At 67.6% G+C, this 14,599-nt stretch carries 15 protein-coding genes; 3 read left to right on the top strand and 12 right to left on the bottom strand.

Annotated features, from left to right (window positions below):
• Positions 1 to 3 precede the first annotated feature (3 nt).
• Entirely contained in the window at positions 4 to 414 is a 411-nt protein-coding gene (locus G6N34_RS27115) for a DUF6632 domain-containing protein (protein WP_085154521.1), read from the top strand.
• On the opposite strand, the gene egtE is transcribed toward G6N34_RS27115, so the two are convergent.
• The 12 genes from egtE to G6N34_RS27055 all read right to left on the bottom strand — a co-directional run bounded on the left by egtE (position 386) and on the right by G6N34_RS27055 (position 11,580).
• Positions 386 to 1,528 carry an ergothioneine biosynthesis PLP-dependent enzyme EgtE gene (gene egtE, locus G6N34_RS27110; RefSeq protein WP_085154452.1) on the bottom strand — a complete coding sequence of 381 codons (1,143 nt, stop codon included), beginning with the start codon at positions 1,526 to 1,528 and terminating at the stop codon, positions 386 to 388. The two genes, G6N34_RS27115 and egtE, sit on opposite strands and share 29 nt — an antisense overlap.
• The gene (egtD, locus tag G6N34_RS27105; RefSeq protein WP_085154450.1) at positions 1,525 to 2,490 is read right to left on the bottom strand and encodes an L-histidine N(alpha)-methyltransferase; all 966 of its coding nucleotides are present in this window, start codon (positions 2,488 to 2,490) and stop codon (positions 1,525 to 1,527) included. The genes egtE and egtD overlap by 4 nt, the downstream gene beginning before the upstream one ends.
• The gene (egtC, locus tag G6N34_RS27100) at positions 2,487 to 3,188 is read right to left on the bottom strand and encodes an ergothioneine biosynthesis protein EgtC (RefSeq protein WP_085154448.1); all 702 of its coding nucleotides are present in this window, start codon (positions 3,186 to 3,188) and stop codon (positions 2,487 to 2,489) included. The genes egtD and egtC overlap by 4 nt, the downstream gene beginning before the upstream one ends.
• The gene (egtB, locus tag G6N34_RS27095; RefSeq protein ID WP_085154446.1) at positions 3,188 to 4,459 is read right to left on the bottom strand and encodes an ergothioneine biosynthesis protein EgtB; all 1,272 of its coding nucleotides are present in this window, start codon (positions 4,457 to 4,459) and stop codon (positions 3,188 to 3,190) included. Before egtB ends, egtC begins: the two co-directional genes overlap by 1 nt.
• Positions 4,456 to 5,721, bottom strand: a complete 1,266-nt coding sequence (gene egtA, locus G6N34_RS27090) for an ergothioneine biosynthesis glutamate--cysteine ligase EgtA (protein WP_085154444.1) — start codon at positions 5,719 to 5,721, stop codon at positions 4,456 to 4,458. Before egtA ends, egtB begins: the two co-directional genes overlap by 4 nt.
• A 48-nt stretch (positions 5,722 to 5,769) precedes the next feature.
• Complete coding sequence (locus G6N34_RS27085; RefSeq protein ID WP_234813019.1) at positions 5,770 to 6,420, bottom strand: sensor domain-containing protein; 651 nt, start codon at positions 6,418 to 6,420, stop codon at positions 5,770 to 5,772.
• Between the two features lie 2 nt (positions 6,421 to 6,422).
• A complete protein-coding gene (locus G6N34_RS27080) occupies positions 6,423 to 6,851 on the bottom strand; it encodes an organic hydroperoxide resistance protein (RefSeq protein WP_085154440.1) in 429 nt (142 codons plus the stop codon).
• Positions 6,852 to 7,056: 205 nt separating this feature from the next.
• Positions 7,057 to 7,485 carry a hypothetical protein gene (locus tag G6N34_RS27075; RefSeq protein WP_085154438.1) on the bottom strand — a complete coding sequence of 143 codons (429 nt, stop codon included), beginning with the start codon at positions 7,483 to 7,485 and terminating at the stop codon, positions 7,057 to 7,059.
• A 107-nt stretch (positions 7,486 to 7,592) separates the two neighbouring features.
• A complete protein-coding gene (locus G6N34_RS27070; RefSeq protein ID WP_109788610.1) occupies positions 7,593 to 8,654 on the bottom strand; it encodes a DUF4185 domain-containing protein in 1,062 nt (353 codons plus the stop codon).
• A 76-nt stretch (positions 8,655 to 8,730) separates the two neighbouring features.
• Entirely contained in the window at positions 8,731 to 9,765 is a 1,035-nt protein-coding gene (locus G6N34_RS27065; protein ID WP_085154434.1) for an aspartate-semialdehyde dehydrogenase, read from the bottom strand.
• A 2-nt stretch (positions 9,766 to 9,767) separates the two neighbouring features.
• Positions 9,768 to 11,033: an aspartate kinase gene (locus G6N34_RS27060; protein WP_085154432.1), complete on the bottom strand. Its 1,266-nt coding sequence runs from the start codon at positions 11,031 to 11,033 to the stop codon at positions 9,768 to 9,770.
• A 100-nt stretch (positions 11,034 to 11,133) separates the two neighbouring features.
• Positions 11,134 to 11,580, bottom strand: a complete 447-nt coding sequence (locus G6N34_RS27055) for a hypothetical protein (protein WP_085154430.1) — start codon at positions 11,578 to 11,580, stop codon at positions 11,134 to 11,136.
• 139 nt (positions 11,581 to 11,719) lie between these two features.
• On the opposite strand from G6N34_RS27055, the gene G6N34_RS27050 reads away from it, so the two are divergent.
• Together G6N34_RS27050 and glnT are read left to right on the top strand one after the other, a co-directional pair.
• Complete coding sequence (locus G6N34_RS27050; protein WP_085154428.1) at positions 11,720 to 12,973, top strand: ammonium transporter; 1,254 nt, start codon at positions 11,720 to 11,722, stop codon at positions 12,971 to 12,973.
• A 300-nt stretch (positions 12,974 to 13,273) separates the two neighbouring features.
• Positions 13,274 to 14,593, top strand: coding sequence for a type III glutamate--ammonia ligase (gene glnT / locus G6N34_RS27045; RefSeq protein ID WP_234813018.1), 1,320 nt, complete (start codon positions 13,274 to 13,276; stop codon positions 14,591 to 14,593).
• The last annotated feature ends 6 nt before the right edge of the window (positions 14,594 to 14,599 follow it).

Below are 14,599 nucleotides of genomic sequence, written 5' to 3'. Positions count from 1 at the left end.
ACCATGGCAACGTCACGAAGTTACCGACTTCTTCAGATCGCACTCGTCGTCTTCGGCGCAGCGATGATCCTTCTCTATCCACTGGCGGTGGTCTGGCCATCGGGATGGGCCTGGCACCCCGGCCCGCCCTACACGTCCAACTACTTCATGATGATCGTCGGCCTGTATGTGACGCTGGGCGTGTTCCTCTGGATTGCGGCGCGGCGTCCCGAGGCCAACCTGAGTGTGATCTGGTTCGCCGTGTGGTCCAGCGTCGTGCACGCCGGGGTCATGGCCGTGCAGTCCTTCGGCGACGACGGACATCACATGGGTCATCTGTGGGGCGACGTCGCGGCGCTTCTTCTGGGCGCCGCGGTGATGGCGGGACTCGTGATGGCGTCCGGCCTCAAGAAGTCTGCCGTGTACTCACGCTGAGCAGGGCATCCGCCACATGGTCCAGGTCCTGCGCGGACACATCGACATGGGGCGCGACACGCAGCACCGGTGTGGTTAATTCAAATGGTGCCCTGGCGATTTCGGCCGCGGTGGTGACCACACCGTGCTCGGCGATCAGTGCGGTGCGCACCGCGGCGGGGTCGAGCCCGTCGGGCGGGATCAGCGTCGTGATGGCCGTGGGGTCCTCGGACGCCTCGACCACCCGCCAGCCCGCCACAGAGTCCAGCCGCTCCCGGGTGGCACGGCCCACTGCCGCCAACGCTGCCCGTACGGTTTCTGGGCCCGCGGCCAGATGCTCACCCAGGGCAACCGAGAAGCCCAGCCGCGCAGCGATGTTCGCCTCGACGTATTCGAAGCTCTGCAGCACCGAGAGCGCCACGCCCCACTCCACGGGCGGCACCCGGCGAGCCAGGCGCTCGGCGAAGTCCGGCCGAACCGCCACGAATCCCACGCCGCGGGGGCCGGCCATCCACTTGCGCGACGTCGAGTACACGGCGGACGCGCCGACAGCGCAGTCCAACTGCCCCAGGGCCTGTGCGGCGTCGAGCACCAGGGGAACGCCGACGTCGTCGCACACCTGCGCGATGTCCCGCACTGGTTGGGCGATGCCGCGGTGGCTGGGAACTCCGGTCAGGTGCACCAGTCCCGGCCTGTCGGCGCGCAGGAACGAGGTGAGGTCGTCGACGCGGACGCGGCCGTCGTCGTCGACCGGCAACGCCCGGACGTCGAAGTCGTGCGCGGCCATCACCGCGAGATTGGGCCCGAACTCACCGGGCACACATGCCACGCTGCGCTCACCCGTCCAAGCGCCGAGCAGCAGATCCAGGGAGTGCTGCGCGCTGGTGGTGAACGCGACGTCGGCGGACGACAAGCCCGTCAGCGTCGCGATGGCCGCGCGCCCCGCGTCCAGGGCCGGCACGGCGGCCAGCGCAGCCACATACCCGCCAACCTCGGCTTCGTGCCGGGCATGCTGCGCCGTGGCATCAAGCACCGCGAAGGACTGCCGCGAACACGCCGCCGAGTCCACGTGCACTCCGGCCATCGGGGGCCTGGCCGCGCGCCACTTCTCGGCCAGCACAGCGTCGGCGATCATCTGACCGCCAGGGACAGCCCGAAATCACCGGCCGGGTCGGTCCACCAGTGGGTGCGACGAAGGCCCACGGCGGCCAGTTCCTCGCCGATGCCCGCCTCGGTGAACTTGCAGGACACCTCGGTGAGCATCTCCTCACCGACGCCGAAGTCGACGGTCAGGCCCAGATCCGCGATCACGACACGCTGGCGGGAGGAGGAACGCAGCCACATCTCGATCCGCTGGTCGGTCGAATTCCATCTGGCGACATGCTCGAAGGCAGTGAGGTCGAAATCGGCGTGCAGTTCCCGGTTGATCACGGACAGCACGTTGCGGTTGAACGCCGCCGTGACACCGGCGCTGTCGTCGTAGGCCCGGACCAGGCGGTCGGTGTCCTTGACCAGGTCGGTGCCCAGCAGCAGCATGTCGCCCGGATCCAGGGCCTCGGCCAACGCCGACAGGAAAGCGGATCGCGGTCCGGGAGTCAGGTTGCCGATCGTGGAGCCCAGGAATGCGATGAGCCGTGTTCCGCCGGTGGGGATCTCACCAAGGTGACGTTCGAAGTCCCCACACACCGCGTCGATGTCGAGGCCCGGGTAGTCACGCTGCAGTTCGGCGCCGGCCTGAGCCAGCACCGAGGCGTCCACGTCGAACGGCACGAATCGTCGCAGCGTCCCCTGCGCTCGCAGCGCGTCGAGCAGCCTTCGGGTCTTCTCCGACGTGCCACTGCCCAGCTCGACGAGAGTGTCGGCCCCGCTGGCCTCGGCGATCTCACCCGCGCGCTCGGCCAGAATCGCGGCCTCAGCCCGGGTCGGGTAGTACTCCGGCAGACGGGTGATCTGGTCGAACAGCGCACTACCCTCGGCATCGTAAAACCATTTGGGCGGCAGCGATTTCGGCGTAGTGGTCACACCGTCGCGGACATCGTTGCGCAGTTCGCGGGCGGCGTGGTCGGCGGGAAGCAGATTGGAGAGCAGCACCGTCACAGTCCTTTCAGGGCGGTCAGTGTCACGCCTGTCGCGCTGACCTCGACGAGGTGACGGTCCGGGATGTCCTCCCAGTCCGGGTGGTCATCGTAGGGTTCGCTGGCGAGGACGACGCCGTCGGGGCGACGCAGCACCGACAGGGTGTCGCCCCATGCGGTGGCCAGCAGTCGAGTGCCGTCGGCGACCAGGATGTTCAGGCGCGCATTCGGATCCTCGGCGCCGACGGCGGCCACGGTGTCGCCGAGGTTGTCCAGGCCACGCGCGAAGATGTGGGCCGCCAGGATCGCGCTGTCGACCGTCGACTCGGCGTCCGGGGCCAGGGGAAGCACGGCCCGGTTGACGATGCCGTTGTGGGACAGCAGTGCGGTCCCGTCGGTGAAGGGTGCCGAGGCGGTGGACTCGATCGGCATGCCGACCGTGGCCGACCGCACCGCGGCCAGCACGCATCCGCTCACCAGGGCGGGCGCCACGGACGCCAGCGACGCGTCCCCCCAGATCGGTGCGGCACTGCGCCAGCGCGCCGGACGCCCGTCGGGCAGATCCGCCGAGTAGAAACCCACTCCCCACCCGTCGGCGTTCATCAGCCCGTGTTTCTGCCGCCGCGGTGAATACGACTGCACCAGAAGGCTGTTGGGCGGATCAAGGACCAACGAGGCCACCGATACCGGCGCGCCGAGCCAACCCAGATGACGGCACATCAGATGTCCCAGGCCAGGCGGAGGCCGGAGAAGATCTGCCGCCGGATCGGGTGGTCCCAGTTGCGGAAACTGGGCCGCAGAATGTCTGCGGACACCGCCCACGAGCCACCGCGCAGCACGCGGTAGTCGCCGTCGAAGAAGGGCTGGGTGTAGCGCTCGTAGATCATCGGCGTGAAGCCGGGCCAGGGGCGCAGCGCCGAACTGGTCCACTCCCACACGTCGCCGAGCATCTGCTCGACGCCATACGCCGAGGCACCGTCCGGATAGGCACCCACCTCCGCCGGCCGGCGTGCCGTACCGCCGAGGTTGGCCCGCGTGGCATCAGGAGCCGTGTCGCCCCAGGGGAACCTGCGCCGTCGCTGCGTGTGGGGATCCCACGCACACGCCTTCTCCCACTCGACCTCGGTGGGCAGGCGGGCGCCCGCCCAGGCGGCGTACGCCTCGGCCTCGAAATACGTGACGTGCTGGACCGGTTCGCCGTCCGGGATGGTCTCGACGTGGCCGAATCTGGTGCGGGTGCCGTCCGGGTTCCAGAACTGCGGCGCAACCAGTTCGGTCTCGTTGCGGTGCGCCCATCCCCGGTCCGACCACCAGCGCCGCTCGCGGTACCCGCCGTCGTCGATGAACTGGCGCCACTCGCGGTTGGTCACCGGCACCCGGCCGATCCGGAAGGCCGGGACGTCGACGACGTGCGCCGGACGCTCGTTGTCCAAGGAGTACGGTTCGCCCTTCGCGTCGACACCGAGCACGAAAGGTCCACCCGGCACCACAACATCGCTGCCTGCGACGTCGGGCCGCCCCTGGGGCAGCCGGGCACCCGCGTCGAGGATCGGTGCGCCGGCACGCAGGTTCAGCGCCTGCAGCATGGTCTCGCCGTGCTGGTTCTCGTGGCTGACGACGAGGCCGAACACAAAACCGGGATCCTCGTCATGCAGCGCATCGAGTGCATCGAACGCCCTGTCCCGCACCGTATTCAGGTAGGAGTGCGCCTGCTTCGGCGACATCAGCGGCAGGTCGACGCGACTGGCCCGGGAGTGCTCGAACGCGTCGTAGAGGTTCTCGACGTTTGGGGCCAGCAGTCCGGGCACCTCAAGATCACCGCCGCGCAGGAGCCACAGCTCCTCCTGCTGACCGATGTGCGCGAGGTCCCACACCAGCGGGCTCATCAGCGGGTGGTACTGGCGGTGGAGTTCATCGTCGTCGAAATCCACCAGGGCCAGTGTCCGCTCCCGTGCACGGATCAGACCGTCGGCCAGTTCGCGGCGGTTCATGAGACTCCTCGGGCCAGTTGGGTGACCACGGGGCCGACGCCGGTCCGGACCACCGCATCGGCGACATCGTCTGCGGGGCTGCGACTCTGGCTGACCAATGCGACCAGCGCTTCCATCGACTCAGTCAGCTCGGCTGGCGCGCGTTCGGCAGCCAGGCCGACGCACACCACGGCGGCGTCGTACAGGTGCCGATCGCGCAGGCCGAGGCGTGCGGCGGTGTCCCAGGCTGTGGCCACCGGGGCGACCGCCTCGGCCGCGACGGCCGCCGCCTCCGGCTCGTCGAGCAGTGTGGTCAGCATGAACACGGCCGCGGGCCACAACGCGTCCGGAAGGACGTCGAGGTAGCGGATCTCCAGCCACCCGCGCGGGCGCACGGGCGGGAACAACGTCGTCAGGTGGTAGTCGAGGTCCGCGGTGGTGGGGCGGCGCCCGCCCAGCAGCACCCGGCCGTCCGCCCAGTCAATGAACGGCACCCATTTCAGCACCGGGACTGGTTCGGGGGCGTGCACCATCATCACGGGGGCCTTCAACGCATACCGCGCCCAGTCGGAGGCCGGGTCCTCGCCGCTGGCTCCCAGGACGGGCCCGCAACGCGCGGAATCCAGCTGGCCCCACACCTGCTGACGGGTGGAGGCCCACCCCGTGAACCGGCCGCTCAACAGCGGCGAGTTGGCGGCGATCGCGATCATCGTCGGTCCCAACGCATGAGCCAGCCGAACCCTTCCAGCCCAGCCCGATTCAGGTCCAGCGTCGAGGTTGACCTGCACTGAAGCGGTCGAGGTCATCATCGCGGCACAGGCGTCAGCCGATCCGCTGGCGGTGAAGAACTGCTCCATCGCCGCGTAGCGCGCGCCGGGGTTGATCCGACGGGGTTCCCGCAGGGGGTCGGCCCCGAGCAGCAGCAGCCCGAGGCCCGCCTCGGTGAAGGCGTTCTGCAGCACTGCGCGGTCGGCCAGCATCCCGCTGATCGCCGCGACTGCGCCGTCCTCGGGTGGACCCGACAGTTCGACCGCCCCGCCCGGTTCCACGGTGATTCGGCTGCCGCCGGGAAGCGCCGACAGACCCGCGATGACCTGCTGGATCTCCGTCCACGAGGGCCGACGCATCGGGTCAGTCAGATCGATGCAGTGTGCCTCGATCTCGATGCCCACGCGGCCCGTGGGGCCGTCGATCAGGCTGGTCGCAGCAATGTGCCGCGCGGCGTCCGCCGAACCCGCCAGTTCGCGCACGCCGTGCTGCTCGTCGGTGACGACGAACGTCATAAGTACATCTTGGTGGAGACCACCGACAAACTCCCGCCCTCTTCTTGGTCAGTACTGGCCCAAGGCGTTCTGCATCGCTCCTGCCAGCACATTCACCGCCGGGCCCCCGTTGCCCGACTGACAGACTTTCGCCTGTAGAAGTACGTTCTCCCGCAGTCGAGTCTGGGTGAAGCAGCGCCGGTCCGACCCGGCCTCCTGCTTGACCCAGGCCGCCTCGGCGGGGCCCACCGAACCTCCGGCGAAGGACCACACCTGCGTCACGCCGTTGTCCAACCGCATCGTCGCCGTCTGGTCGTGACACCCCGCCGTGCGGTCCATAACCCTGCGGTACGCCCGTTGCGCGGCATCGTTGGTCGCGAACACCCCGATGGCCTGTTTGACGAAGTGTGTGTCGTCGGTGGGCGACGTCTGGGCCGTCGCTCCGTTGAACGACGCGAGATCGGGGTCGTTGTACACCTCGGGCAGGCCGATGTCGGCCCAGTTGTTGCAGGCCGGGAGGTCGACGGAGAACGCCTGGAAGGGGTAGCTGAACAGCGTTTCTTCTGTGATCCGGCCGCCGACGATATTGCTCACCGAGCCCTTGCCCAGCACCGCGTAGTTCACCACGCCGGGGTCCGACGGGCGGGCCTGCGCGGGTGCCGCGAACACGGCCGCGCACCCCACGGTCGCGGCAGCCGCCACGGCCGACGCCCGCCGCACGCTCACACCTTCGCCAGCAGCGTCACGTCGATGTTGCCCCGGGTGGCCTTGGAGTACGGACACACCTGGTGCGCCTTCTGCATCAGGTCGTCGGCGGTGGCCTGCTCGAGGCCGGGCAGATAGCCGATGAGTTCGGCGGTCAGGCCGAATCCGCCGTCGGAATCCTTGCCGAACCCGATCTTCGCGGTGATGCCGCTGGCATCGTCGATCGCGATCTTCTCGTTGCGGGCCACCAGCCTCAGGGCCCCGAGGAAGCACGCCGAGTAGCCGGCCGAGAAGAGCAGTTCAGGGTTGACCCCCTCGCCGCTGCCGCCCATCTCCTTGGGCGGTCGGGTGTCCAGGTCGATCTTCCCGTCGGCGGACTTCACGTGACCGTCGCGGCCTCCGCCGCTCGCGGTCGATTCTGCGGTGTAGACGACATCGATGCTCATTCGTGCACTCCTGTCCGTTTCTGCCGAATTCCGATCATGCCAGGAATTCCTTCTCCCCCGCGAGCGTGCTGGGGTCCCCGCTTGCGGGGCGTCTGTACGAGAATCACCGGCCTTCGTTGTACAAGGTCGGCCGCTCGTGACGGATGTACCCACAAAACACAACATCCACCTGCATGGGGGCAGGTGGATGCTGTGGGTCGAGGGGTCAGCGCTGAGGCGTTGTGGGTTGCGCGGGCTGAGTCGGCTGCGGAGGCGGCGGCATCTGGCCCGGACCGAAGTTGCCCGGACCCGGCCAGCGGTGCCCCTGCTCGGGTCCGCCGGGGCCACCAGGTCCGCCAGGTCCACCGGGCCGCATTCCGGGGCCCATCGGGCCCATCGGCCCGCCGCGATCGAACATCATGTCGCCGTGGTGCCTGAAGTGGCCCTGCCCACCGTCGGAGTGCCCACCGATGATGAAGCCGGAGAAGAACACGACGGCGACGATGAACAGCGTCCCGGCGACGATCGCCACCCAAGCGGCGACCTGGTAGAGCCGATTCGGCTTGTGCTCGACGACGGCCGGCGTCGCGGGCGTCAGCGGTTCGGCACTGAGGGGTCCGGTGGGGTCGTTCGACGACGCAGGCGTTTCACTCATACCGGGAATCATCCTCCGCCTGAGCACAGCGCAGGTTAGACGCCAGTTAGGAGGATCCTGTGAAGTCAGGCCAACCAGTGTGCGAACTACACCTGAAGACCCATTGGCTATGAGCCGGGCTTGAACGGGTTCACCGCGAACTGGATCACTCGGTACGGCGCCCGCTCCCGGGACTCGGTGTTCCACTGGCTGACGAAGACACGCACGTCATCGATCGTCGAGTTCGGCGCGATGTAGCCGCCATAGGGCTGGGCCAGTCGGTTGTCCTCTGGGGACGGCAGATCCTCGGCCCGGTCCGGCCACTCCGATGCCTGCACGACGGTGGTGACGGGTGCGCTGCCCAGTTGCGTCGGGTCCGCGGCCACCCGGATCTCCATGTTTCCCGTCGTGGCGTTGAAGTACGACAGCACCGTCATGCCGTCGAGTTGGCGCACGCTCATCTCCCCCACCTGGCCACCCCACAGCGGGGTCGGCGGCTTGCCCCACCCGCCGTCTGCTCCCGGAAGAGCCGAAAAGCCCTGCCACTTAGCGCGATCGGTGAAATCACCGGGCGGCACCCGGTACAGCGTCACGGGCTGGGTTCGATCGAAACTGTTGGCGACGATGTACACCCAGCCGGTCGGGGAATCCGGCGTCGGAATCCTGTCGTAGTAGCCGCTGATCTGGGACTGGCGGCGGTCGGCGTAGTCGGCGGGTCGGGCGGAGCCCGGGATGGTCTTCCAACCAGTCTGTGCGGCTTCGGCTTTCACCAGACGCGACTCACCGGGAACCAACCGGGTGGTGACGGTGACCAGCATGTAGTTCTGCCGGTTGATCTCCACCACACCCGACGGCAGCTGCGACGATCCGGGTGGCGTCGCCTCCGCCAGCAGCGGCCTGCCGATGCCGGTCACCCCGGTGTAGCGGACTCCCTCCGGGGCGTCGAGCGACGATCGGTCGACGTGCAGCGCGATCGGCGAGAACCATCCCCCGAAACCCACCCCTTGGCCCGCGAAGCTGTCGCCACAGACCTGCAGCAGTTCGGTGGGGAACTCCATGAACTCACACAGATCGGTCGCACCGATGCCGTAATCGCTTGTCGGCGTTCCGGTTCCCGCGGTAGGGCCGATGCGGACCACCTGACCGGGCGCCAGCAGGACATCCGTCGTGGCGTGCGCCGGCGCGACCATCCACACCGCCGAGATCGACGAGATGGCGCAGGCCACTCGCACTATTGCGCCCAAACGATCGTTTCGGCGCAAAAGACTAGAGGGATTGGGCCAGCAGTTCGGCGATCTGAATGGTGTTGAGAGCCGCACCTTTTCGCAGGTTGTCTCCCGACACGAACAACGCGAGTCCACGGCCATCGGGCACGCCCGGATCCTGCCGGATGCGGCCCACCAAGGACTCGTCGCCACCGGCGGCGTCCAGCGGCGTCGGCACGTCGACCAGCTTCACCCCCGGCGCGTCGGCCAGCAGTTCCTTGGCGCGCTGCGCCGAAAGCGGTTGGGCGAACTCGGCGTTGATCGACAGCGAGTGTCCGGTGAACACCGGAACGCGCACGCAGGTGCCCGACACGGCCAGCTCCGGGATGCCCAGGATCTTGCGGCTCTCGTTGCGGAGCTTCTGGTCCTCGTCGGTCTCGCCCGAGCCGTCGTCGACCAGCGAACCGGCCAGCGGGACGACGTTGAACGCGATCGGCGCGACGTACTTGACCGGTGCGGGGAAGTCCAGGGCGCTGCCGTCGTGAACCAACTGCTCGACACCGTCGATCACGGCGCGCGCCTGGGACGCGAGTTCCTCGACGCCCGCCAGGCCGGTGCCGGAGACCGCCTGATAGCTCGACACGATCAGCCGGGTCAGGCCGGCCTCCTCGTGCAACGGCTTGAGGACCGGCATCGCGGCCATGGTGGTGCAGTTCGGGTTGGCGATGATGCCCTTCGGTCGGTTGTGGGCGTCGCGGGCGAAGTTGACCTCGCTGACGACCAGGGGGACGTCGGGATCCTTGCGCCAGGCCGACGAGTTGTCGATGACCACCGCGCCTGCCGCCGCGAACCGCGGAGCCTGCACACGCGACATGGTGGCGCCGGCGGAGAACAAGGCGATGTCCAGCCCGGACGGGTCCGCGGTCTCGCTGTTCTCGACCTCGATCTCCTGGCCGCGGTATGTCAGCTTCCTGCCCTCAGACCGCGCGGAGGCGAAGAATCGCACGGAGGTGGCGGGGAACTCGCGCTGCTCCAGCAGGGCGCGCATCACCTGGCCGACCTGACCGGTCGCACCCACTACGCCGATGTTGACCATCGTTACCGTCCCGTTCCCGCATAGACGACGGCCTCTTCGTCGCCGCCGAGGCCGAATGCCTCGTGCAACACGGCAACAGCCTTGTCCAATTCCGTGTCCTTGATCAGCACCGAGATCCGGATCTCCGACGTCGAGATCAGGTCGATGTTGATGCCGGCCTCGGCCAGCGCCTCACAGAAGGTGGCGGTGACGCCTGGGTGCGAACGCATACCGGCGCCGATCAGCGAGACCTTGCCGATGTGATCGTCGAAAAGCACACGGGTGAAACCGATTTCGCCCTGCAGCGAGGTCAGCTTCTCGACGGCGCCTGGCGCGCTCTCCCGCGAGCAGGTGAAGGTGATGTCGGTCTTGCCGTCCTCCACCTTGGAGATGTTCTGCAGCACCATGTCGATGTTGACGTCGGCGTCGGCGACCGCGCGGAACACCTTGGCGGCGTAACCGGGCACATCGGGCACTCCGGTCACGGTGACCTTGGCCTCGCTGCGGTCGTGGGCCACTCCGGTCAGAATCGCGTCTTCCATCGGGATGTCCTCCATCGATCCTTGGACGAGGGTGCCGGGCTTGTCCGTGTACGACGAACGGACATGAATCGGCAGGTTGAATCGGCGCGCGTACTCCACGCAGCGCAGCATCAGCACCTTGGCGCCCGCCGCGGCCATCTCGAGCATCTCCTCGAAGGACACGGTGTCCAGGCGGTGGGCGTTCGGCACGATGCGCGGGTCGGCGGTGAAGACGCCGTCGACGTCGGTGTAGATCTCGCAGACGTCGGCCCCCAGTGCCGCGGCCACGGCGACGGCGGTGGTGTCCGAACCGCCGCGGCCCAGGGTGGTGACGTCCTTGGTGTCCTGACTCACACCCTGGAAGCCCGCCACCAGCACGATCTGACCCTCGTCGAGGGCCTGACGCAGGCGGCCGGGGTTCACGTCGATGATCTTGGCGTTGCCGTGCGTACCGGTCGTGATGACGCCAGCCTGCGATCCGGTGAAGGACCGGGCCTGGGCGCCCAGCGACTCGATGGCCATGGCGACCAGCGCGTTGGAGATTCGCTCCCCGGCGGTCAGCAGCATGTCCATTTCGCGCACCGGCGGCGCCGGTGAGACCTGTTTGGCCAGGTCAAGAAGGTCGTCTGTGGTGTCGCCCATGGCCGAGACCACGACGACGACATCGTTGCCGGCCTTTTTGGTTTCGACAATGCGCTCGGCCACGCGACGGATGCGTTCGGCATCGGCCACGGAGGATCCGCCGTATTTCTGCACGACGAGCGCCACTGTCTGCCCTCTCAGGGTGGGGATTGGTCCCGTCAAGGATAAGGGAGAAGCGCACGTGGTTTTTCCACCCCGACCGGACGGCCGGACCCGTCCCAGCGGCTCAGTCCGGGCAGGACTGGTTCAGTGCACGTATTCCATCGCTGATCTGAGTGTTGATCGCCGACATCTCATAGACGATCGCCGGCGTCTGCTCCTCGGTCCCGGGCTGGACATTGGTCTGGGCCCGAAGCGCCGGCAGCTTGATGACGAAGCGATTCGCAAGGTCGGCCACTCGCACGGCCTGCACCGCGAGGTCGGGGTTGGTGACGCGGCCGGAACGCTCGGCCAGGCCGTCGGCCCAGCCCTCGTAGTCGGCGATGCTCGCGTTGTCGCCCTTCTCGTTGATGACCTTGGTCTGCTCCTGGTTGAACTCCAGGAAGTCGCGGACAGGCCGGCACTCCTCCGAGGGCTTGTTGAACACCGTCTCGTACAGCACGACGCCGAGGCCGACCAGCAGGATCAGCCCGTAGACCAGGAACCGTCGGTTGATGTCGCGCAGTCGGTGCATAAGGAAATCCACCCTACCGACCCGCTCTGGCCAGGGTTAACCAAGACGAAACACCGCACGCCTGCCGGCGTAACAGTGACGACGGTCACTGTCTGGTGGATCGGCCATCCAGGGCCGGCACCCACCTCAGGAGATGAGTATGGACACAGGCACCACTGCTTTCATGCTGTGTTGCATCATCGGCCTCACGCTGATGATCCCCGGCCTGGCGTTGTTCTACGGCGGCATGGTTTCGGTGAAGAGTTCCACCAACATGATGATGATGACCTTCGGCGCGGCCTCTCTGGTTGGCGTGCTGTGGGTCCTGTTCGGGTTCTCGATGACGTTCGGGACCTCGTCTGGCGGTCTGGTCGGCAACATCACCGAGTTCGCCGGGATGAAGGACCTTCTGGAGCCGATGACCACGGTCGACGGCCTTCCGGTCAGCCTGTTCGCGTTGTTCCAGGCGCTGTTCGCGGCGATCACCGTGGCCCTGATCTCCGGCGCGGTGGCCGACCGGATGAAGTTCGGTTCGTGGATGCTGTTCGCGGGCCTGTGGGCCGTGTTGGTGTATTTCCCGGTGGCGCACTGGGTGTTCGCATTCGACGGGGTGGTCACCGAGGACTCGATGGGCGGGTGGATCGCCAACAAGCTCGGGGCCATCGACTTCGCCGGCGGCACCGCGGTGCACATCAACGCCGGCATCGCGGCGCTCGCGGTGGCGATTGTGCTCGGAAAGTCGCTCAGCTGGGGTAGTGACCGCAAGCCGCACAACGTGCCGCTGACCCTGCTGGGCGCCGGGATGCTGTGGGCTGGCTGGTACGCGTTCAACGGTGGATCCGCTCTGGCAGCGGGTAATTCGGCCGCGATCGTCATGGTCACGACGTTCGTCACGACCTGCGCGGCCGTGCTCGGCTGGCTGGCCGTGGAGAAACTGAGGACCGGCCACGTGACCGGTGTCGGTGCGGCGTCGGGTGCCATCACGGGCCTGGTCGCCATCACTCCGGCGTGCGGTGCGGTCACGCCGGTCGGTGCGATCATCCTGGGCCTCGTTGCTGGTGCGGTGTGCCCGTACGCCGTGGCGTTGAAGTCGAAGTTCGGCTACGACGACACCCTCGACGTCGTGGGCGTCCACCTGGTCGGCGGCCTGATCGGCACGCTCATGGTCGGCGTGCTGGCCAGCGAGTCGATGCCCAACGCCACCAACGGTCTGCTCTACGGCGGCGGGTTCGGTCAGTTGTGGAAGCAGGCGATCGCCGCCGGTGCCGTCATCCTCTACTCGTTCGTCGTCGCGTTCGCGATCGCCTTCGTGCTCAAGAAGACGATCGGCATTCGGGTGGCTCCAGAGGACGAGGAGAAGGGCATCGACGCGAAGTTCCACAAGGACGGCTCGTACGAACTTGAGTTCGCCTGACCGTTCTCTTCGACGCGACGCCGGCCGGCGTGGGCTAGTCCCGCGCCGGCCGGGCGCGTCGCAGGGGTTGTGCCGTTCCCCGGAATTCCGCGCCGAGGCTTAAACCTCTGCGGCCCCGCCCGGCGTGTCCTCGCAGAGGTTTAAGTGTCGCGCAGGCAACGAGCGCATTGGCTCAAAGTGGCTCGGCGCCGGGCATATGACACCCCAACCCGGAGACATCCACCCCTTCGCTCGCACTGCACACTGTTTCATCCAGTGATACGTTGATTCCTGTCACGAGACTTCGAAAGGTCCGAGGAGATGATGGCCACCAAGAGTGAACTCGCCGCTCTCGCCGAGCAGGCCGGCACCCGGTTCCTGCTCGCGTTGTTTGTCGATCTGCGCGGAAAGCCCTGCGCCAAGCTGGTTCCCGTCGAGGCGGTCGAGCAGTTGGCAACCGAGGGTGTGGGCTTCGCGGGCTACGCCGTCGGCGCCATGGGTCAAGAGCCCAAGGATCCCGACCTGATGGCGATCCCGGATCCGAGTTCATTCACGCCTGTCCCCTTCATCAAAGAGGGCCTGGCGATCGTGCACTGCGACCCGCACGTCGAAGGCCAGCCGTGGCGCTTCGCGCCCCGTGTCATCCTCAAGTCCCTCGTCCAACGCGCGGCCGACGCCGGCTTCGAACCCTGGGTGGGCGCCGAGGTCGAATACTTCCTGCTCAAGCGCAACCCCGACGGCAGCCTGCGCACGGCCGACGCCGACGACACCGCGGCCCAACCCTGTTATGACGCACGCGGCGTCACCCGGATGTACGAGCACCTGACCACCATCTCGGCCGCCATGAACACCCTGGGCTGGTCCAACTACGCCAACGACCACGAGGACGGCAACGGCCAGTTCGAGCAGAACTTCGAGTACGCCGAGGCGCTGGTCACCGCGGACCGCGTCGTCACGCTGCGCTACCTGCTGTCGATGATCGCTGCCGAACGCGGCATGGTCGCGACGTTCATGCCCAAACCGTTCGGTGACCGCACGGGCAGCGGCCTGCACTTCCACATGTCGCTGACCAGCGCGGGACAACCCGTCTTCCCCACCGACTCGGATGACACCAAGGGCCTCGGACTGTCCGACACCGCTTACGCATTCGTCGGCGGCATCCTCGACCACGCCTGCGCTCTGCAGGCTGTGATCGGCCCAACGGTCAACTCCTACAAGCGCACTGGCGCTCTCAGCACGGCATCAGGCGCCTCGTGGGCGCCGCGCCAACCCTCTTACGGCGGCAACGATCGCACGCACTACATCCGGATCCCGGACAACCAGCGCATCGAACTGCGCGGCGCCGACGGCGCGGCCAACCCGTATCTCGCGATCGCCGCCGCACTGGGCGCCGGACTCGACGGCATCAAGCGCAGCGCCGATCCGGGCACTGTCGGAGCGGTCCAGGGTCGCACGGCGCTGCCGCCGACGCTGTTGCACGCGGTCGACGCTCTGGAGACCGACTCGGTGGTGACCGGCGTGCTCGACGCCGTCGGACCGGGCGTCTCCGAGTACTTCGCCAACCTCAAACGCGACGAGTTCTTCGCCTACCACAGCGCGGTCAGCGCCTGGGAAGTCGACCAGTACCTCACCGCCTTCTGAAGAAAA

Origin of the sequence: Mycolicibacterium confluentis (assembly GCF_010729895.1) — a bacterium.
GTDB classification, from domain to species: Bacteria; Actinomycetota; Actinomycetes; order Mycobacteriales; family Mycobacteriaceae; genus Mycobacterium; species Mycobacterium confluentis.
The sequence above is the reverse complement of the archived record's forward strand: the minus strand, read 5'-3'. Positions and strand labels throughout refer to the sequence as shown.

Excerpts from the sequence above, each read along its gene's own strand:
- G6N34_RS27115 (WP_085154521.1), top strand. The coding sequence starts at position 4 with ATGGCAACGTCACGAAGTTACCGACTTCTTCAGATCGCACTCGTCGTC.
- egtE (WP_085154452.1), bottom strand. The coding sequence starts at position 1,528 with ATGATCGCCGACGCTGTGCTGGCCGAGAAGTGGCGCGCGGCCAGGCCC.
- egtC (WP_085154448.1), bottom strand. The coding sequence starts at position 3,188 with ATGTGCCGTCATCTGGGTTGGCTCGGCGCGCCGGTATCGGTGGCCTCG.
- egtB (WP_085154446.1), bottom strand. The coding sequence starts at position 4,459 with ATGAACCGCCGCGAACTGGCCGACGGTCTGATCCGTGCACGGGAGCGG.
- egtA (WP_085154444.1), bottom strand. The coding sequence starts at position 5,721 with ATGACGTTCGTCGTCACCGACGAGCAGCACGGCGTGCGCGAACTGGCG.
- G6N34_RS27080 (WP_085154440.1), bottom strand. The coding sequence starts at position 6,851 with ATGAGCATCGATGTCGTCTACACCGCAGAATCGACCGCGAGCGGCGGA.
- G6N34_RS27075 (WP_085154438.1), bottom strand. The coding sequence starts at position 7,485 with ATGAGTGAAACGCCTGCGTCGTCGAACGACCCCACCGGACCCCTCAGT.
- G6N34_RS27070 (WP_109788610.1), bottom strand. The coding sequence starts at position 8,654 with ATGGTCGCGCCGGCGCACGCCACGACGGATGTCCTGCTGGCGCCCGGT.
- G6N34_RS27065 (WP_085154434.1), bottom strand. The coding sequence starts at position 9,765 with ATGGTCAACATCGGCGTAGTGGGTGCGACCGGTCAGGTCGGCCAGGTG.
- G6N34_RS27055 (WP_085154430.1), bottom strand. The coding sequence starts at position 11,580 with ATGCACCGACTGCGCGACATCAACCGACGGTTCCTGGTCTACGGGCTG.
- G6N34_RS27050 (WP_085154428.1), top strand. The coding sequence starts at position 11,720 with ATGGACACAGGCACCACTGCTTTCATGCTGTGTTGCATCATCGGCCTC.
- glnT (WP_234813018.1), top strand. The coding sequence starts at position 13,274 with ATGATGGCCACCAAGAGTGAACTCGCCGCTCTCGCCGAGCAGGCCGGC.